Source organism: Roseburia intestinalis L1-82 (assembly GCF_900537995.1).
Classification (GTDB): Bacteria; Bacillota; Clostridia; order Lachnospirales; family Lachnospiraceae; genus Roseburia; species Roseburia intestinalis.
Window position 1 is genome coordinate 935900 of record NZ_LR027880.1, and the last position, 19224, is coordinate 955123.

The 19224-nt window shown below is 42.8% G+C and carries 15 protein-coding genes; 13 read left to right on the forward strand and 2 right to left on the reverse strand.

Translation table 11 applies throughout. The annotated features are described in order from the left end of the window. Window positions 1-3: 3 nt before the first annotated feature. From RIL182_RS04455 to RIL182_RS04470, 4 genes are all read left to right on the forward strand, one after another. Window positions 4-567, forward strand: a complete 564-nt coding sequence (locus RIL182_RS04455; RefSeq protein ID WP_006858182.1) for a GtrA family protein — start codon at window positions 4-6, stop codon at window positions 565-567. 188 nt (window positions 568-755) lie between these two features. Then, window positions 756-1376, forward strand: a complete 621-nt coding sequence (locus RIL182_RS04460) for a TetR/AcrR family transcriptional regulator (protein ID WP_022113251.1) — start codon at window positions 756-758, stop codon at window positions 1374-1376. 122 nt (window positions 1377-1498) lie between these two features. After that, entirely contained in the window at window positions 1499-3283 is a 1785-nt protein-coding gene (locus tag RIL182_RS04465; RefSeq protein ID WP_006858181.1) for an ABC transporter ATP-binding protein, read from the forward strand. A 3-nt stretch (window positions 3284-3286) separates the two neighbouring features. Continuing rightward, on the forward strand, window positions 3287-5020 hold the full coding sequence (locus RIL182_RS04470) for an ABC transporter ATP-binding protein (RefSeq protein ID WP_006858176.1): 1734 nt from the start codon (window positions 3287-3289) through the stop codon (window positions 5018-5020). A 61-nt stretch (window positions 5021-5081) separates the two neighbouring features. On the opposite strand, the gene RIL182_RS04475 is transcribed toward RIL182_RS04470, so the two are convergent. Then, on the reverse strand, window positions 5082-5597 hold the full coding sequence (locus RIL182_RS04475; RefSeq protein WP_006858175.1) for a hypothetical protein: 516 nt from the start codon (window positions 5595-5597) through the stop codon (window positions 5082-5084). 376 nt (window positions 5598-5973) lie between these two features. Here RIL182_RS04475 and RIL182_RS04480 point away from each other — a divergent pair, with 376 nt between their 5' ends. Next, window positions 5974-6930 carry an Rpn family recombination-promoting nuclease/putative transposase gene (locus RIL182_RS04480; RefSeq protein ID WP_006858174.1) on the forward strand — a complete coding sequence of 319 codons (957 nt, stop codon included), beginning with the start codon at window positions 5974-5976 and terminating at the stop codon, window positions 6928-6930. Between the two features lie 75 nt (window positions 6931-7005). Here RIL182_RS04480 and RIL182_RS04485 read toward each other — a convergent pair whose 3' ends face one another. Continuing rightward, window positions 7006-7515 carry a flavin reductase family protein gene (locus tag RIL182_RS04485; RefSeq protein WP_006858173.1) on the reverse strand — a complete coding sequence of 170 codons (510 nt, stop codon included), beginning with the start codon at window positions 7513-7515 and terminating at the stop codon, window positions 7006-7008. A 148-nt stretch (window positions 7516-7663) separates the two neighbouring features. Between RIL182_RS04485 and RIL182_RS21145 the strand changes: the two genes are divergently transcribed. The 8 genes from RIL182_RS21145 to RIL182_RS04520 all read left to right on the forward strand — a co-directional run bounded on the left by RIL182_RS21145 (window position 7664) and on the right by RIL182_RS04520 (window position 19201). Then, on the forward strand, window positions 7664-7855 hold the full coding sequence (locus RIL182_RS21145; protein ID WP_172606697.1) for a hypothetical protein: 192 nt from the start codon (window positions 7664-7666) through the stop codon (window positions 7853-7855). Then, on the forward strand, window positions 7852-8391 hold the full coding sequence (locus tag RIL182_RS04490; RefSeq protein ID WP_015559335.1) for an ECF transporter S component: 540 nt from the start codon (window positions 7852-7854) through the stop codon (window positions 8389-8391). Before RIL182_RS21145 ends, RIL182_RS04490 begins: the two co-directional genes overlap by 4 nt. 188 nt (window positions 8392-8579) lie before the next feature. Further along, window positions 8580-9644: a branched-chain amino acid aminotransferase gene (locus RIL182_RS04495; RefSeq protein WP_044999375.1), complete on the forward strand. Its 1065-nt coding sequence runs from the start codon at window positions 8580-8582 to the stop codon at window positions 9642-9644. Between the two features lie 218 nt (window positions 9645-9862). Next, a complete protein-coding gene (locus RIL182_RS04500) occupies window positions 9863-11365 on the forward strand; it encodes a carboxypeptidase M32 (protein ID WP_006856508.1) in 1503 nt (500 codons plus the stop codon). Between the two features lie 56 nt (window positions 11366-11421). Further along, window positions 11422-12075 (forward strand): HAD family hydrolase, encoded by a 654-nt coding sequence (locus tag RIL182_RS04505; protein ID WP_006856507.1) that lies wholly within the window; start codon window positions 11422-11424, stop codon window positions 12073-12075. Then, complete coding sequence (locus tag RIL182_RS04510; protein WP_006856506.1) at window positions 12072-13055, forward strand: DHH family phosphoesterase; 984 nt, start codon at window positions 12072-12074, stop codon at window positions 13053-13055. The genes RIL182_RS04505 and RIL182_RS04510 overlap by 4 nt, the downstream gene beginning before the upstream one ends. Window positions 13056-13549: 494 nt before the next feature. Next, the gene (ileS, locus tag RIL182_RS04515) at window positions 13550-16741 is read left to right on the forward strand and encodes an isoleucine--tRNA ligase (RefSeq protein WP_134523062.1); all 3192 of its coding nucleotides are present in this window, start codon (window positions 13550-13552) and stop codon (window positions 16739-16741) included. Beyond that, a complete protein-coding gene (locus tag RIL182_RS04520) occupies window positions 16742-19201 on the forward strand; it encodes a glycogen/starch/alpha-glucan phosphorylase (protein WP_006856503.1) in 2460 nt (819 codons plus the stop codon). The last annotated feature ends 23 nt before the right edge of the window (window positions 19202-19224 follow it).

Genomic DNA, 19224 nt, shown 5'->3' on the forward strand with positions numbered 1-19224 from the left:
ACAATGAGTAGTATAAAAAATCTATGGCAGAACTTTGCAGACAAACATCCCGGAGCCTCCAAATGGGTCCGGGAGGGCGGTCTGTTCGTGATCGTAAGTAACCTGATCACGGTATTTAAATACCTGATGTTACTGTTTCTGCCGCTCGCATTTGCCGGACTTCCAAACATTGACTTTGGATTCCCGGGAATCGACATCACATTATTTGGAGAAACATTCAAATGGAATATTATCGGTTATGATGCCGCACACGGTGGACTTCCATATTTTTGTGCATACATGGTTGCCATGGTGATTGGAGAATGCATCAATTTCCCGATCCAGAGAACTTTCGTGTTCCGCAGCAAAGGAAATATCTGGTATCAGGCATTCTGGTATCTGATCGCATTCTGCATCGTGACCTGTATCGTAAACTCCATCAACTGTATCTGGGTAGCAGTAGCCGGTATGTTCGTGCCGGACTGGCTGTACAATATAGGAACGACCGTGTTAAACGGCGGAGTTTCAATGGTCGTATTTTTCTTTGTCAATAAGATCATTTTCCCGGAAGGGGAAGCGAAAGCGTAAAAAATAGTATGTGAAAAACGAAATAAGCACATATAAAAAGCATGTTTTACGATTCAAAAGAATTGCAGAGCATGCTTTTTTTGTTGTATTTTAAATAGGAATAGGATTCACATATTGACAAACAAAACAGAAATGTTTATATTTATAACAGCGTTATATAACACTGTTATAAATGAGTGGAGGAACCAGTGACAAAACAAGTAGAAGGAGTTTCAGAAAAAATCATAGCCTGTGCGAAGGAAGAGTTCCTGCAAAAAGGATATTCCGACGCATCTCTGCGGACGATCGCCGAAAAGGCAGGAACAACGACCGGATCCATCTATTCGCGGTTTAAAGACAAGGAAGGATTATTTTCCGCGATTGTGGAACCGGCGGCGGATCATCTGGTGCAGATGTTTTTACATACGCAGGAGACATTTCACGGGCTTGAGGAAGAACAGCAGCCGAAAGAGATGAAGCATTATGTGTCATCCGGCATGGTGGAGATGATCGATTATATTTACGACAATTTTGAAGTGTTTGAGCTTTTGTTGGATGCTTCCTACGGAACAAAGTTTCAGGATTTTGTGGAACGGCTTGTCGAGATCGAGACAGAATATACTTATAAGTATATGGACGTCATTCATTACCGGACAGAAGATGGCGAGGTGATCACCGAGGATTTTATCCATATCATGACGAGGGCATTATTTGAGAGTATGTTTGAGGTGGTACGCCATAAAATGACGAAGGAGAAGGCACTCCGTTATATGGATATGCTTGAAAAATACCATTATGGAGGCTGGAATGCAATTCTGAAATGGGAGTAAGAGATGGGCTGTACATTTCTGGTAACAGGATGACAGCCTTCTAAAAAAATCATTGGTTAGCGAAAACTAATTTCAAGTAGTGATGTATAACAAAAACTAAAAATGGAAAGGGAGTCTTTGAGATGGAAAGTGATGCGAAGTTAAAAAAACAAAGTTCTTTGGCAAGGCTTTTTGAATATGCCGGGAATTATAAATATCTGACGATCCTCTCGTGGATATTTTCTGTGGTCAGTGCCTGGATTGCGCTGGTACCGTTTTATTATATCTGGAGAGTGATAAAGGAAATTTTAGATGTGGCGCCTCATTATGAAAATGCAGGGAATCTTGCAAATTATGGGTGGCATGCAGTCGGTTTTGCAATTCTATCCATGTTTCTTTACATTTGCGGACTGCTTTGTTCCCATTTGTCTGCGTTTCATGTGCAGGCAGGGATACGTTCACAGCTGATGCACCATATCATGACATTACCGATGGGATTTATGGACAGTGACGGAAGCGGTAAGATCCGTAAGATTGTCAACGAGTCGAGTGAAGCGACAGAGACCTATCTTGCACATCAGTTACCGGATCAGGCGGGCGCCATTGCAACGCCGGTCGGTCTTCTGGTTTTGCTCCTGATGTTTGACTGGCGGCTTGGACTGCTAAGTCTGATCCCGGTAGTGGCAGCATTTTTAATTATGGGCAGCATGACCGGGCAGCGCATGAAAGATAAAATGACAGAGTACCAGAATGCACTTGAAGAAATGTCGAGTGAGGCCGTGGAATATGTCCGCGGCATTCCGGTCGTAAAAACATTTGGACAGTCGGTATTTTCATTCAAGCGTTTTCGCGACTCGATAAAGAAATATGAAAAATGGACAATCGCTTACACAAAAGAATTAAGACTTCCGATGACCTTTTATACGACGATCATCAATGCGGCATTTGCTGTTCTGATCGCAGTTACTTTTTATGTGGTCAGAGGCGGGGAGAGCGACACGTTCTTATTAAATCTGATGTTCTATATTATCATCACTCCGATCATTACAGTCACTTTAAATAAAATCATGTATGCAAGTGAAAACCAGATGATCGTTGAGGATGCGCTGACCAGGATCGACAGTATTTTAGAAAAGAAGCCGCTCACAGAGGCAGCAGGAAAAGCGGATCCGAAAGATATGTCCATTACTTTTGAAAATGTGTCTTTCCGTTATGAGGATGCCGCAAAAGATGCATTACATAACATCAATCTTAAGATCCGAGAGGGCGAACATGTCGCATTTGTCGGGCCGTCCGGTGGTGGAAAGTCGACACTTGCAAGCCTGATCGCACGTTTCTTTGATGCAACAGAAGGGAAGATCAGGATCGGTGGCGTGGATGTGCGTGATATCCCGTCGAAACAGCTTATGGATATGGTGTCATTTGTATTTCAGGACAGTAAACTTTTGAAGATGTCTGTTTATGAAAATGTCCGCATGGGCAGGAAAGATGCGACGAGAGAGGAAGTTATGGAAGCATTAAAGAATGCACAGTGCGAAGATATTATCGAAAAATTGCCGGATAGTATTGATACGGTGATCGGAGCAAAGGGAACTTATGTGTCCGGCGGTGAAGCACAGCGTCTTTCGATTGCGAGGGCAATGTTAAAAAATGCGCCAATCCTGATCTTAGATGAGGCGACCGCATTTGCTGATCCGGACAATGAGGCGAAGGTGCAGCAGGCATTTTCAAAATTATCCACAGGAAAAACGGTCATTATGATCGCACATCGTCTGTCCTCCGTTGTGGATGCCGACCGGATCTGCGTGTTAAAGGACGGAGAGATCGTGGAGTCAGGAACGCATAAAGAACTGTCAGAAGCACAGAAACTGTATGCTCATATGGGGGATGCATACAATAAATCGGTTCGTTGGAAAGTGGGGGAATAAAAAATGTCATTCAAAGAAAAAATACAGCATAAATATGCACTTTCAGAGCAGGGTGCGAAGGATATGATAAAAGCATTTGTTTCCGTCACGATATCGGATATTGTGCTGATGTTTCCGGTAGGAATGCTTTATTTTCTGGTAAAGGATTATATGGGAGGAACACTTGGTGGAAGAGGCGGGTTTTATCTTGCAGGCAGCCTGATCTGTCTGGCATTGATCGCAATTACTACCTATATCCAGTATAATGCAACATTTTTTGCAACTTATGTGGAGAGTGGTGTCAGACGCATCACACTCGCGGAAAAACTGAGAAAAATACCACTCTCGTTCTTTGGCAAAAAAGATCTGTCGGATCTGACCAGCACGATCATGGCGGACTGTGCGACGATGGAGACGGTTTCTTCCCATGTGATACCGGAACTGATCGGAGCATGTATTTCTACGGCACTCGTGGCATTAAGTCTCTTTTTCTTTGACTGGAGAATGGCTTTAGCGGCGCTGTGGGTGCTTCCGGTTTCATTTCTGATCGTTGGCTGTTCCGGTAAAGTACAAAACAGTCTGAGCAGAAAACAGATGAAATTGAAAATGGACTGTGCCGACGGGATTCAGGAAGGACTTGAGACGGTCCGTGATCTCCGCGCCAACAATGCACAGGATGATTATATGAAAGGTCTGGATAAAAAAATTAAAGCGGTCGAGAAACATGCGATCGTGACAGAACTTGGCATGGCGGTATTTGTCGCAAGTGCCCAGATGATCTTAAAACTTGGTATTGCAACGGTTGCCCTGACAGGGGGAATCCTTCTTGCAAAGGGAAGTATCGATGTACTGACATTTTTCATGTTTTTGCTTGTTGTATCAAGAATCTATGATCCGATGCAGATTTCCCTGCAGAATTTAGCGGCAATGATCAGCGCAAATATACAGAGCGAACGTTTAGACGAGATCCTCTCCCATGAAATTCAGACAGGAACAGATCAGTTAAGCCATAAAGGATATGATATTACATTTTCAAATGTGAGATTTTCTTACGACAGAAAGGAGTCTGTATTAAAGGATGTAACATTTACTGCAAAACAGGGTGAGGTGACGGCACTGATCGGACCATCCGGCGGTGGAAAGACGACCGTATCAAGACTTGCGGCTAGATTCTGGGACATTGAAAAGGGAAAGATCACAGTTGGAGGCATGGACATTTCAAAGATCAATCCGGAAACTCTGATGTCACTGTATTCCATTGTATTTCAGGACGTCACACTTTTTAATAATACGATTATGGAAAATATCCGTATCGGCAGACAGGATGCGACGGATGAGGAAGTCATTGTCGCTGCCAAGTTAGCACACTGTGATGAATTTGCCCAAAAGCTGCCGGACGGCTGGCAGACGATGATTGGTGAAAACGGATCAGAACTCTCTGGCGGAGAACGTCAGAGAATCTCGATCGCAAGGGCGTTTTTAAAGGATGCACCGATTATCTTATTAGATGAGGCGACCGCATCACTGGATGTAGATAATGAGACACTGATCCAGGAGGCATTGTCAAAACTGATCCGGAATAAGACAGTTCTTATCATTGCGCACCGGATGCGAACGGTTGCAAACGCAGATAAGATCGTTGTGTTAAAAGACGGTGTGGTTGCAGAGGAAGGCACACCTGATGAGCTGTCCGGAAAAGATGGAATCTATCACCATATGGTGGAGACACAGATGCAGGCGGCAGGCTGGGTACTGTAGTTCATGATAAAAATACCGCAAATGCGATTTTCACATTTGCGGTATTTTCAGGTTTCATCACTTATTTTTTCTTTTTCTTACTTTTCTCTTTTTCAAGTTCAGCTTTTTCTTTTTCGAGTTCTTTATTTGCGCGATTTGCTTTTTCTTTTAATTTGGTCCTCCAGCTCTTTTTACCTTCCGGTTTTTCAAGAGGTCCGCGTACACCGGTAACTTTTGTGATATAGATACCACTCACGGTAGCTTTCACTTCTTTTTTGACCGGTATGTAATCAAATACAGATTCATCGGCGATCAAAGACATTACTTTTGGTCCAACCTTTGCTTTTACGATTGGAAGTTTGGTACGGCGCATCATCTTCGGTGTCTGGTCGATCACAACCTGCGGAAGACCGGATTCGGTAATGCGCATTCGCTTCTTATCTATGATCAGCATGGATACGGTCTGTGCGGCAGCGGCAAGCTGTTCATCCTGTTCGGCTTTCTTTTTCTGTGCTTTCTTCCCGAGAAAATAAAGGACAACAAGTCCGATGATTAAGACGGCTAAGATAACCAGTAATACGATAGTAACTGGGCTCATAAATAATCCTCCATATATTTACTTTTTAGAACAAAACTCAAAAAATATTGTAGCATTGATTTTTGGAAAAAGCAAGGTGTGTGTATGTTATATCTGTTTTTATACACTGGATTTTTTGTGCAAAACTTACAAATATCATTGGAATATCGGCTTTTTAATGACATTATAAGAACAGTATGCTAAAATCCAGACAAAGCATGATATTCTGAAATCATCTACATGGTTATAGACCATTCTTTTATCATAGTGAAAAATGTATAAAAAGTTATACATTCAACTTAAGAATTTCCAATGCTTTTATCATTCACACATATAAGCAGGGAGAATTCTTGAAAACCACGAATTGCTCCCGGATTAAACAAAGGAGGAGAAATGAATGGGGACGGTTGATATTGTAACAAAAGAGTATATGCGGGAGAATGCTATATTTGCAGATGCGTTTAATTATCTTATCTATGGTGGAAAAAAGGTGATCGATCCGGCAGGACTTACAGAGATTGACACTGCTACATCGGCAGTGGGTAAAAAAGATGCACTGCAAAAATACCGTGATGTTTTAAAAGCAGCAGTCATCAAACAGGATGAAAAGATGTCGTATGTTTTATTAGGGGTTGAGAATCAGACAGATGTCCATTATGCAATGCCGGTCAGAAACGCTATCTATGATGCCTTACAATATGGAAAACAAGTGTCAGATATAGCGGCAGGGCACCGACGGAGCCAAAAAGATTATTCAGGAAAAACCGGTGGAGAATATTTATCGGGATTTTTAAAGGAAGATCACATTAAACCAGTTATCACACTTGTGATTCATTTTGGGGCAGAGGAATGGGACGGACCGTTATCTTTACATGAAATGATGCCGATAAGGGATATGGAAATTTTAAGTTATGTGGAGAACTACAGGATACACCTGATCGATCCGGCAAAACTTACGGAAGAAGAACTGAACAAATTTTCAACAAGTATGAGAGAGGTTATGGGATATATCAAGTACTCTAATAATAAAGAAAAACTGCTGGATTTTTTGAGGACAGATACCCATAAAAGTATAGAAATGAATGCAGCCAGAGTTATAAAAACCATCACGAAGACACCAATTAAGATATCAGAGGAAAAGGAGGGGATAGAGATGTGTCAGGCGATTGAAGAATTAATTGCGGAGAGCGAAGCGCGTGGAGAAGTTCGTGGCAAAGCAGAGGGAATGATAGAAATGTGTCTCGAAATGAACATACCGAAAAAGGGTATTATAAAAAGATTGCAGGATAAATTAAACATATCTATGCAGCAGGCGGATGAGTATTTTAGAATGTATGGAACAAAAAATGATTAAGAGATTATATATCTGAAAAACATAAAACGGGCAGGCAGGAGTTTTCGTATATGAACTCCCACCTGCCTGTTTTTCTTATCTTGCCAGAATATCAATGATCTCCGCAATATACATCGTGTGCATATCATGATCTGCATACCATTTTTGCGCAATCTCTGGCATCAGGAAGGAATCCTCAGTCAGTCGCGTTGCGGACATTTTCTCACACAGCAGGATCATATTTCCCTCATCGATGAACGGAATGCTGTGGCGGGAGGTAAGGGTTAAACCGGCGGCTGAGATCTTATCGTTTTCGTCGCGGCCGGAGTGACTTCCACAGTAATTTAATGCATCACGGTATTTTTCAGATAAAAAGCTGAGAGAAAAGAATTCATTTTTGTCGATCAGTTCTTTGGTGTATCTTGAGTCACGGACAAATACAAAGGCAACGTTTTTGCCCCATAAGATGCCGACACCGCCCCAGCTTATGGTCATGGTGTTTGCTTTGTCTTTGGAACCTGCGGTGAGCAGCGCCCATTCTTTTCCAATCTTTGTAAATGGATCAAATTCCATCATATCTGCTGTCATAGGTTGAAATGTATGCATAACGTAATCTCCTTATATTTATACGAAATATTTATATGTTGGTTTTATTATAAAATTCCCTGGTTTAAATGACAAGAGAAAATTGCGGTTGTTTGCGGGGGCAGAGTGAGCCGTGTACGGAAAATTGACTTTTCATAAGTGTTGTACTATGATGGTTGCGAAAATTGTACAAAACAAAGGAGGAAAATCCTGCCCAATGTGTTGGGCATTGCTCCTGCAAGGGCACATGCTATGCAAAGGCGGCATAGCAGGCATTTTGCTCCGCAAAACAAAGGAGGAAAATCCTCTGCTCCTGCAAAGGCAGTCGCATTTTGCTCCGCAAAACAAGGAGGATTTATGAAAATCACAACGAAACAAATCACAACAACAGCAGTGTTACTGGCAATCTGTATCGTGAGCCAGTTCTTTAAAAACACAAGTGTGTACATCACAGGACCGATCATCAATGCATGTCTGATCATTGCGGCACTGGGTGCAGGAATGGCATGCGGAATTATTTTATCTGTGATCACACCGGTCACATCATTCCTGATTACAGGAAGCCCGATCATGTCAGCGATCCCGGCAATCATCCCATGCGTTATGATCGGAAATATCATTCTTGTAGTTGCAGTTAGTCTGATTGCAAAGAAAATCAAAGGCAATGCAGGTCTGATCGCAGGTATGGCAGCCGGCAGCATTGTAAAGGCATTATTTATGGGAGTCGTGATTGCACTGGTTCTGATTCCGTCCCTGCTTCCGGAGGCAATGGTTCCAAAGATGGCAGTGTTCCAGACAACATTTTCCGTGACACAGCTTATCACAGCAGTAATCGGAAGTGTGCTGGCATTTATTATCTGGATTCCTTTAAAAAAGGTAATTGCAGAGCAGAACTAAAAAACTTTCAGGGCAAAAATTCCAAAACATTTTAAAATCATATCATAACGCATGATTATAAAAAATAAACGTTAATATGAATTTGAGTAATGACGAATATAAGCCTTTGGAATAATCTTGACACTCAAAAAAGAAAGTATCATAATGGTGGTCAGAAAAAAAACGATAGAGAGTCGGAGGCATATGTTATGGATATCAGATTTGAAAAAAGAGAACATTTAAAGGAAAAACCAGATCAGAAACATCTTGGATTTGGAAAATATATGACAGACTATATGTTTGTTATGGATTGGACAAAGGAAGAGGGCTGGAAAGATGCAAGAATCGTTCCGGAAGGACCAATCACCATGGATCCGGCATGTGTAACGTTACATTATGCACAGGAAACATTCGAGGGTATGAAAGCATACCGTACTGCAGAGGGTAAGATCCAGTTATTCCGTCCGGAGATGAACGCAAAGAGAATGATCAACTCTAACGCAAGACTCTGCATGCCGGAGTTCCCGGTTGATATGTTTGTTGAGGCGGTAAAAGCACTGGTAAAGGTAGAAGAGGACTGGGTTCCATCAGAGCCGGAGACATCTCTTTACATCCGTCCGTTTATGTTTGCAACAGAAGCTGCACTCGGCGTACATATGGCATCTGCTTATAAGTTTATGATTATCTGCTGCCCGGTTGGCGCTTATTATGCAGAGGGAATCAACCCGGTTAAGATCTTAGTTGAGGATGAACTGGTTCGTGCCGTAAAAGGTGGTACCGGATTTACAAAATGCGGTGGTAACTACGCAGGTTCTATTTTAGGACAGGTTAAAGCAGAGAAGATGGGATATTCCCAGGTACTCTGGTTAGATGGTGAACATCGGAAATATGTAGAGGAAGTTGGAACCATGAACATCATGTTCAAGATCGCAGGCGAGATCTACACAGCACCGATCGAGGGAACTGTTCTTCCGGGTGTCACAAGAGATTCCATGATCCATCTGTTAAGAGACTGGGGTTATAAAGTAAATGAGACCAGACTTTCCGTAGACGATCTGATGAAAGCCGGACATGATGGCACACTTGAGGAAGTATTCGGAACAGGTACTGCAGCAGTCATCTCCCCTGTCGGAGAACTCCGCTACAAAGATGATGTTGTAACGATCAACGATTTCAAGATCGGTGAGCTGACACAGAAATTATATGATACCTTAACCGGAATCCAGTGGGGCAAACTGCCGGATAAATATGGCTGGACAGTAGAGGTAAAATAAGTAGTTGCGTCAGGGTTTCCGATGAAAAAACAGATTGCACGCACTACGGGCAGACTGATTGTTATGAAAAACACCATGGACATGCAAAATCGCATGTTCGTGGTGTTTTTGGTTATACTAAAAATAAGTGACAGGTCAGGTGTCCTGTGTTAATATGGAACAGAAAGAACGGAATGTAACACGCCAGACCGGCGTCGTTCTGAAAATGGAGGACGACTATGAGTAAAACATTAGAACAATTCGAGCAGTATCTCGATAAAATGAAAAAATATGAACATATCAATACGCTTCTTTACTGGGACATGAGAACCTGTGCACCAAAACTGGGGCAGGCAGGACATATCGATGCACTGACTTATTTTTCAACCGAGAGCTTTGCGATGTCGACTTCGGATGAACTTTACGGCATGTTAGAGACCTTAAAGACACCGGAAGAATTTGCACAGCTGTCAGATACCATGAAATTTATCGTGACACGCATGCAGCGCGATATGGAAAAAGACAGACGGATTCCAAAAGACCGTTATAAAGTGATGGTCCGTGAGCAGGCAGAATCCGGAAATGCATGGGAAGATGCAAAAAATGCATCTGACTTTTCCATTTTTGCACCGCATCTGGAGAAAATGATTGCACTTACCAAAGAAATGGCAGGTTACACAGATCCGGGCAAAGAAGTTTATGATGTATTGTTAGATAAATATGAAGAGGGAATGGATTCTGCAACGATTGACCGTCTGTTTGGTGAACTAAAGGAAGCGCTGATTCCGCTTGTGAAAAAAATACTTGCCGCAAAACAGCCGGATGATACAAAATTCCATGCTTATTTTGATCCGGATGATCAGAGAAAAGTGCAGGATCTTTTGCTTTCCTACATCGGATTTTCCAAAGATGCCGGTGCAGTAGGAGAGACAGAGCATCCTTTTACACTGAATTTTTCTTCCAAGGATGTCCGGGTGACAAATCATTATTATGAACATGATCCGATTTCTGCCATGTTTTCGGCTATCCATGAGGGTGGTCATGCGATTTTTGAACAGAATGTCAATCCGGAATATGACAACACGGCTGCAGGAAGCTGCCGTTATATGGGCGTGCATGAGAGCCAATCCCGTTTTTATGAGAATATTTTAGGGCGCAATAAGAATTTCTGGATTCCTGTCTATGAGAAAGTGCAGGAACTGATGCCGCAGATGAAGGACATTTCACTGGATGAGTTTTACCGTGAGATCAATCATGTCAGAAACAGCCTGATCCGTACCGAGGCAGATGAGGTGACCTATTGCTTCCATATTATATTGCGTTATGAAATGGAGAAGGCAATCTTTCGTGACAATGTTCCGGTTGAGAAGCTTCCGGAACTTTGGAATCAGAAAATGAAGGAATATTTAGATATCACTCCGGCAAATGATGCGGAGGGAATCTTACAGGATATGCACTGGTCAGATGGTTCCTTCGGCTATTTTCCAAGCTATCTGTTAGGAAGCATCTATGACGGCATGTACTTAGAGGAGCTTGAAAAAGAGTTAGGGCCGGTAGATGAGATCTTAAAAGAGGGCAGAATCAAAGAAATCACAAAATGGCTGAATGAAAAGATCCACTGGTATGGCAGCACACGCACACCAAAAGAAGTGATTGCAAATGTGTGTGGAAAAGAAGTATCAGCAGAGCCATTGGTGCGTTATTTTGAAAAAAAATATGCCAGCGTTTACGATTTAAAATAAATGAAGCAGAATCGTGTGAAAAATGAGAATTTTTACACGCAGGAAGGGGGACTTATATGAAAAAACAGGGAATTATTTTTGATATGGATGGCACACTTTGGGATTCAGCCGCCAATGTGGCAGAATCCTGGAATGAAGCGATCCGTCAGGATGGAAGGTTAAATAAGGCACTCACAGAAGCCGATATCAAGGGTGTTATGGGAAAGACCATGGATGTGATCGCAAAACTGTTATTCCCGGAAATTTCTGAGAAAGAGCAGGAGACACTTTTAGCGGAGTGCTGCAGGATCGAGAACGATTATTTAAGAGAACATGGCGGAGTGCTTTATCCGGATCTTGAGGATACATTCAAAGAATTAAAAAAGACATATGAACTTTACATTGTAAGCAACTGCCAGAAAGGTTACATTGAGGCATTTTTGGATCATTATCATTTCTGGGATTATTTTTCCGATATCGAATGTTACGGAAATAATCTTTTACAGAAAGGGGACAATATCAGACTGCTTGCAGACCGGAACCATTTAGAGGAAGCAGTCTATGTGGGCGATATCCAGGGAGATTATGATGCCAGCAGAAAAGCGGGCGTTGGATTTATCCATGCTGCATACGGTTTTGGAATCGTACAGGAAGCACAGTATAAGATACAGGCATTTTCAGAACTTGTGACAAAACGGGTGGCAGAAACATATTTTAGAGGATTAATATGACAAAATTACAAGAACTACTAAAACAGATCAACCGGAAGCATGTGTATATCCAGACGCATAATTTCCCTGACCCGGATGCCATTGCGAGTGCGCTTGGGATCCAGGAGCTGTTAAAGCACAATGGAATTTCTTCCACGATCTGTTATAAAGGAAAAATAGACCGTTACAGTACCGACAAGCTGCGTGAACTGATGGAGATCGAACTTTTGAATGTGGAGGATCTTAGTACCATTTTGACAGATGAGGATGAAGTGATCCTTGTGGATGCACAAAAGGGTAATTCAAACATCGTTGACATTACGGGGGACGAGATCATCTGCATCGATCATCATCCGGAAAATGAAAAGTTTCCATACCGGTTTAAAGACATCCGGCCGAAAGTGGGAGCATGTGCGACGATCGTTGCACAGTATTTCTTTGAAAATAATATCCCGATGGATAGAAGAATCGCCACGACTCTGACATACGGTGTACGGATCGATACCAATAATCTGAGCCGTGGAGTGTCAAAACTCGATATTGAGATGCTCTACCGGATGTTTGATGAATGTGATTATGAGGTCATCCATATGTTAGAAAACAGTAATCTGTGTTTTGATGATCTGATGGCATATTCGAGTGCGATTTCAAGTATTGAAGTATATGATGACATCAGTTTCTGCAATACTGGTAAGGATTGTCCGGTCATTGCAAATATATCCGATTTCATGCTTGCTTTAAAAGAAGTGTCATTTTCCGTCGTGTATTCGAGAAAGTCAGACGGAATCAAACTTTCCGTGCGCAGTGAAAAGAGTATGCTCGATGCAGGAAAGATTGTGGCGGAGGCACTGAAAGGAATTGGCAATGGCGGCGGCCACGCATCGATGGCTGGAGGATTTGTGCCGTGTACGGGCAGCGACATGGATGTAAAACTGTTAGAGGCACAGATGAAGGAGCGGTTTTTAAACGTGATCGCAGATGTGAAAAAACGTGCTCTGTGAAAAGCATGAAGCCCTCTTGACATTCTCACTTTCCGAGTCTATACTAAAGACTAGATTTTTGGCAAAAGGCAATGACGAAGACAGTAGTTCATCAGGAAAAGCAACAGAGAGCCGGAGCAGGTGGAAACCGGTGCGAGTATCTGCTGAATGAAAATCACTTCCAAGCCGCAGTCTGAAATGGTCAAGGCAGATCACGACTGGGATTTTCCGTGACAGAGTAAGCGCTGACGCATTTCCTGCGTTACAGGGAACGTGTATCCGGAGTTTATTAGTTCCGTGTACATTTGTATATCAGGTGGTATCACGAAGTATTTAAGCCCTCGTCCTATATACAGGACGAGGGCTTTTTTAATTCATAGGAAATTACGTCCTATGAATTAAAAAGCCCTCCGGGCGGGATGCGCACTTCGCGGAGAAGAAGTTTGCTGTAAACAGCACCGCTCGGGCGCGAAAGAGTCGCAAGCGACTCTTTATTAAATCAATGGAGGTTAACAATGTATAAGAAAGTTGATGCGAATCTGAATTTCGTAGACAGAGAAAAACAGATCGAGAAGTTCTGGAATGACAATGACATCTTTAAGAAGAGCATGGAACACCGCAAGGAAGGAGAGACCTACACCTTTTATGACGGCCCGCCAACTGCAAACGGCAAGCCGCACATCGGACATGTGGAGACCCGTACGATCAAAGATATGATTCCGAGATACCAGACCATGAAAGGAAAATTCGTTCCGCGTAAAGCCGGCTGGGATACACATGGACTCCCGGTAGAACTTGAGGTTGAGAAACTTCTTGGCTTAAACGGAAAAGAGCAGATCGAAGAATACGGTATGGAGCCTTTCATCAAAAAATGTAAGGAATCCGTATGGAAATACAAAGGAATGTGGGAAGATTTCTCAAAGACCGTTGGTTTCTGGGCTGATATGGACAATCCATATGTTACTTACGATGACAATTTTATTGAGTCCGAATGGTGGGCATTAAAAGAAATCTGGAACAAAAACCTTTTATACAAAGGATTTAAAATCGTTCCTTACTGTCCGCGCTGCGGTACCCCGTTATCTTCCCAGGAGGTTGCACAGGGTTATAAGACGGTCAAAGAGCGCTCTGCAGTTGCACGTTTTAAAGTAATCGGAGAGGATGCATATTTCCTTGCATGGACTACAACTCCTTGGACACTGCCGTCTAACGTCGCACTCTGTGTGAACCCGGAAGAGACTTACTGCAAAGTAAAAGCGGTTGACGGATATACCTATTATATGGCAGAGGCACTGCTTGACACGGTACTTGGCAAACTGCTTGACAAGGATGCGCCAGAGGGAACAAAGGCATACGAAGTATTAGAGACTTATAAAGGAAGCGATTTAGAGTACAAAGAGTATGAGCCGTTATTTGACTGTGCAAAAGAGATCATTGAAAAACAGCACAAAAAAGCGCATTACATTGTATGTGACACCTATGTAACCATGACAGACGGTACCGGTATCGTTCATATCGCACCTGCATTCGGTGAAGATGATGCCGCTGTCGGAAGAAAATATGACCTTCCATTCGTACAGCTTGTAGACGGAAAAGGTGAGCTGACCAAAGAGACACCATATGCCGGTGTTTTTGTAAAGAAAGCAGATCCTATGGTATTAAAAGATCTCGATGAAAAGGGACTGTTATTCGATGCTCCGAAGTTCGAGCATGAATATCCGCACTGCTGGAGATGTGACACACCGCTCATCTACTACGCAAGAGAATCCTGGTTTATCAAAATGACTGCAGTCAAAGATGACCTGATCCGCAACAACAATACTGTAAACTGGATCCCGGATTCTATCGGAAAAGGACGTTTCGGTGACTGGCTTGAGAATATCCAGGACTGGGGTATCTCCCGTAACCGTTACTGGGGAACACCACTTCCGGTATGGGAGTGTGAATGTGGACATCAGGAGTGCATCGGAAGCCGTGCAGAACTTGCAGAGAGAAGCGGAAATCCGGAGGATGCAAAGGTAGAACTTCATCGTCCGTATATTGATGCAGTTACCTTCAAATGCCCGGACTGTGGCAAAGAAATGCACCGTGTACCGGAGGTTATCGACTGCTGGTTCGATTCCGGAGCAATGCCATTCGCACAGCACCATTATCCGTTTGAGAATAAAGACGTCTTTGAGAAACAGTTCCCGGCGAAATTTATCTCCGAGGCAGTTGACCAGACAAGAGGATGGTTCTACTCTCTGATGGCAGAGTCCACCCTGTTATTTAACAAAGCTCCGTATGAGAACGTCATCGTTCTTGGACATGTACAGGATGAGAACGGACAGAAGATGAGTAAGTCTAAAGGAAATGCAGTTGATCCGTTTGATGCATTAGAGACTTACGGCGCAGATGCGATCCGCTGGTATTTCTATACAAGCAGTGCACCATGGATCCCGAAGCGTTTCAGTGGCAAGCTGGTACAGGAAGGACAGCGTAAATTCATGGGTACCCTGTGGAATACTTATGCATTCTTCGTGCTGTATGCAAACATCGACCAGTTTGATGCAACAAAATATACCTTAGATTATGAAAAATTATCCGTTATGGATAAGTGGCTGCTGTCAAAATTGAATTCCGCAATCAAGGGAACGGATGAGAACCTTGCAAATTACCGCATTCCGGAAGCTGCAAAGGTACTTGATGAGTTCGTGGATGACATGAGTAACTGGTATGTCAGAAGAAGCCGTGACCGTTTCTGGGCAAAAGGCATGGAGCAGGATAAGATCAACGCATATATGACACTTTATACTGCATTAGTTGAGATCTGCAAGGCTGCTGCACCGATGATCCCGTTCATGACAGAGGAGATCTATCAGAACCTGGTACGTTCCATCAATACAGAGGCACCGGAGAGCATCCATCTGTGCGACTTCCCGGCTGTCAATGATGCATGGATCGACAAAGATTTAGAGAAAAATATGGATGAGGTCTTAAAGATCGTTGTTATGGGTCGTGCGTGCCGTAACTCTGCAAATATCAAGAATCGTCAGCCAATCGGAAATATGTATGTCAAAGCACCGAATGTACTGCCAGAATATTTTGTGGAGATCATCGAGGATGAGTTAAATGTGAAGAAAGTAAACTTCACAGAGGATGTCAGTGCATATACAAGTTATACGTTCAAACCACAGCTTCGTACTGTCGGACCGAAATATGGCAAGTTCTTAGGACAGATCCAGAAAGCACTTGCAGAGTTAGACGGAAACAAGGCAATGGCTGAATTAAAGGCAGACGGTGTACTTACACTTCCGTCAGTTAGTGATGATGTAAAATTATCTGAGGAAGATCTTTTAATCACCATGACACAGATGGAAGGTTATGTGACAGAGGGCGATAATACTGTGACTGTCGTACTTGATACAAACCTGACGCCGGAACTGGTAGAGGAAGGATTTGTCCGCGAGATCATCAGTAAGATTCAGACCATGCGTAAGGAAGCAGGATTTGAGGTTATGGATAAAATCTCCATTTACTATCATGCAGATGAAAAAGTAGCCGACATCTTTAATAAGTACGAAAATGACATCATGGGTGATGTTTTAGGTACTGAGGTTGTAGCAGAAGCTGATTCTTTTGACTCCGGAGAAAACGGAATCTACTGCAAAGAATGGAACATCAATGGGGAAAAAGTATTGCTCGGAGTCAAAAAAGGAGAAAACTAGATGAAGGAAAATGTTTTCAACAAAGAAGCGTTTATTGAGGATGTAAAAGAAAATGTAAAGAATCTTTACCGCAAAACGTTAGATGAGGCGTCACAGCAGGAGATTTTTCAGGCAGTTTCCTACACGGTAAAAGATGTCATTATTGATGACTGGCTTGCCACACAGAAAGCGTTTGACAAACAGGATCCCAAGATGGTTTACTACATGTCCATGGAGTTTTTAATGGGTCGTGCGCTTGGCAACAACATGATCAATTTAAAAATGTACAAAGAGGTCAAAGAGGCACTCGAGGAGATCGGTCTGAACTTAGATGAGATCGAGGATCAGGAGCCGGATCCGGCACTTGGAAATGGCGGACTCGGACGTCTTGCAGCCTGCTTTATGGAGTCACTGGCAACACTTGGATACGCAGCTTACGGCTGCGGTATCCGTTACCGTTACGGAATGTTCAAACAGAAGATCAAAGACGGTTTTCAGGTGGAAGTGCCGGATAACTGGTTAAAGAATGGATATCCGTTTGAACTTCGCCGTCCGGAGTATTCCTATGAAGTTAAATTCGGCGGTTATGTCCGTGCAGAAGTGACAGAAGAGGGAAAAACACGTTTTATACAGGAAAATTACCAGTCTGTTTTAGCGGTACCGTATGATATGCCGATCGTAGGTTATGGCAATCATGTGGTAGATACCTTAATGATCTGGGATGCAGAGCCGATGGAGTGCTTTGAGTTAGATTCCTTTGACAAGGGAGATTACCACAAGGCAGTAGAGCAGGAAAATCTTGCCCGCAACTTAGTGGAAGTACTTTATCCGAATGATAATCATATCGCAGGAAAAGAGCTTCGTTTAAAACAGCAGTATTTCTTTGTATCTGCAAGTGTACAGCGTGCATTAGCACGTTACAAAAAACATCATGATGATATCCACAAGCTGCCGGAGAAAGTGACATTCCAGTTAAATGATACACATCCGACTGTTGCAGTGGCAGAACTTATGCGTATTTTACTTGACGAAGAAGGATTAAGCTGGGATGAGGCATGGGAGATCACAACAAAGACCTGTGCATACACCAACCACACGATCATGGCTGAGGCACTTGAAAAATGGCCGATCGAGATATTCTCAAGGCTGCTTCCGCGTATCTATCAGATTGTTGAGGAGATCAACCGCAGATTTATTTTACAGATCCAGGCAGAGTTCCCTGGAGATAATGGCAAGGTTGCCCGTATGGCAATCGTTTATGATGGTCAGGTAAAGATGGCACATCTTGCGATCGCAGCAGGATATTCTGTAAACGGTGTGGCAAAACTCCACACAGAGATTTTAAAGAATGAGCAGCTTCATGATTTTTATGAGTTATTCCCGCAGAAGTTCAACAACAAGACGAACGGAATCACGCAGCGTAGATTCTTAATGCATGGTGATCCATTGCTTGCAGACTGGGTAAGTGAGCATATCGGAAATGACTGGATCACAAATCTTGCCCATATTGAAAAGCTGGCGATTTATGCAACTGATAAGAAAGCACAGCAGGAGTTCATGAATATCAAATATCAGAACAAACTGCGTCTTGCAAAATACATCAAAGAGCACAACGGCATCGAAGTAGATCCGCGTTCCATCTTTGATGTGCAGGTAAAACGTCTGCATGAATACAAACGTCAGTTGCTGAATATTTTACATGTCATGTATCTGTATAATGAATTAAAAGAGCACCCGGATATGGATTTCTATCCGAGAACCTTTATTTTTGGTGCAAAGGCAGCAGCAGGCTACAAGAACGCAAAACTTACGATCAAACTGATCAACAATGTGGCGGACGTTATCAACAATGACAGAAGCATTAACGGCAAGATCAAAGTCGTATTTATTGAAGATTACCGCGTATCGATCGCAGAGTGGATCTTTGCGGCAGCAGATGTCAGCGAGCAGATCTCCACAGCTAGTAAAGAGGCATCCGGAACCGGTAACATGAAATTCATGTTAAACGGTGCACTGACACTCGGAACGATGGATGGTGCCAATGTTGAGATCGTCGAGGAAGTCGGTAAAGAAAATGCATTTATTTTCGGTATGAGTTCCGATGAAGTCATTGCACATGAGAGAAACCGTGACTATGATCCAATGCAGATCTTCAACAGTGATCAGGATATCCGCAAGGTACTGATGCAGCTCATCAATGGATTTTATTCACCGAATGATCCTGAGTTATTCCGTGACCTGTACAATTCACTGCTCAATACACAGTGTACACAGTTTGCAGATACCTATTTCATCTTAAAAGATTTCCGTTCTTATGCAGAAGCACAGAAACGCGTCATGGAAGCATACAAAGATGAAGAAGGTTGGGCAAAGAGTGCAATCTTAAATATCGCACATGCCGGTAAATTCTCCTCTGACCGTACGATCCAGGAGTATGTGGATGATATCTGGCACTTAGACAAAATTACCGTAGAGGTATAAGAAAATCGTATAAGATAGCAGAC

Excerpts from the sequence above, each read along its gene's own strand:
- ileS (WP_134523062.1), top strand. The coding sequence starts at position 13,550 with ATGTATAAGAAAGTTGATGCGAATCTGAATTTCGTAGACAGAGAAAAA.
- RIL182_RS04500 (WP_006856508.1), top strand. The coding sequence starts at position 9,863 with ATGAGTAAAACATTAGAACAATTCGAGCAGTATCTCGATAAAATGAAA.
- RIL182_RS04490 (WP_015559335.1), top strand. The coding sequence starts at position 7,852 with ATGAAAATCACAACGAAACAAATCACAACAACAGCAGTGTTACTGGCA.
- RIL182_RS04455 (WP_006858182.1), top strand. The coding sequence starts at position 4 with ATGAGTAGTATAAAAAATCTATGGCAGAACTTTGCAGACAAACATCCC.
- RIL182_RS04505 (WP_006856507.1), top strand. The coding sequence starts at position 11,422 with ATGAAAAAACAGGGAATTATTTTTGATATGGATGGCACACTTTGGGAT.
- RIL182_RS04475 (WP_006858175.1), bottom strand. The coding sequence starts at position 5,597 with ATGAGCCCAGTTACTATCGTATTACTGGTTATCTTAGCCGTCTTAATC.
- RIL182_RS04510 (WP_006856506.1), top strand. The coding sequence starts at position 12,072 with ATGACAAAATTACAAGAACTACTAAAACAGATCAACCGGAAGCATGTG.
- RIL182_RS04465 (WP_006858181.1), top strand. The coding sequence starts at position 1,499 with ATGGAAAGTGATGCGAAGTTAAAAAAACAAAGTTCTTTGGCAAGGCTT.
- RIL182_RS04480 (WP_006858174.1), top strand. The coding sequence starts at position 5,974 with ATGGGGACGGTTGATATTGTAACAAAAGAGTATATGCGGGAGAATGCT.
- RIL182_RS04495 (WP_044999375.1), top strand. The coding sequence starts at position 8,580 with ATGGATATCAGATTTGAAAAAAGAGAACATTTAAAGGAAAAACCAGAT.
- RIL182_RS04470 (WP_006858176.1), top strand. The coding sequence starts at position 3,287 with ATGTCATTCAAAGAAAAAATACAGCATAAATATGCACTTTCAGAGCAG.
- RIL182_RS21145 (WP_172606697.1), top strand. The coding sequence starts at position 7,664 with ATGATGGTTGCGAAAATTGTACAAAACAAAGGAGGAAAATCCTGCCCA.
- RIL182_RS04520 (WP_006856503.1), top strand. The coding sequence starts at position 16,742 with ATGAAGGAAAATGTTTTCAACAAAGAAGCGTTTATTGAGGATGTAAAA.
- RIL182_RS04485 (WP_006858173.1), bottom strand. The coding sequence starts at position 7,515 with ATGCATACATTTCAACCTATGACAGCAGATATGATGGAATTTGATCCA.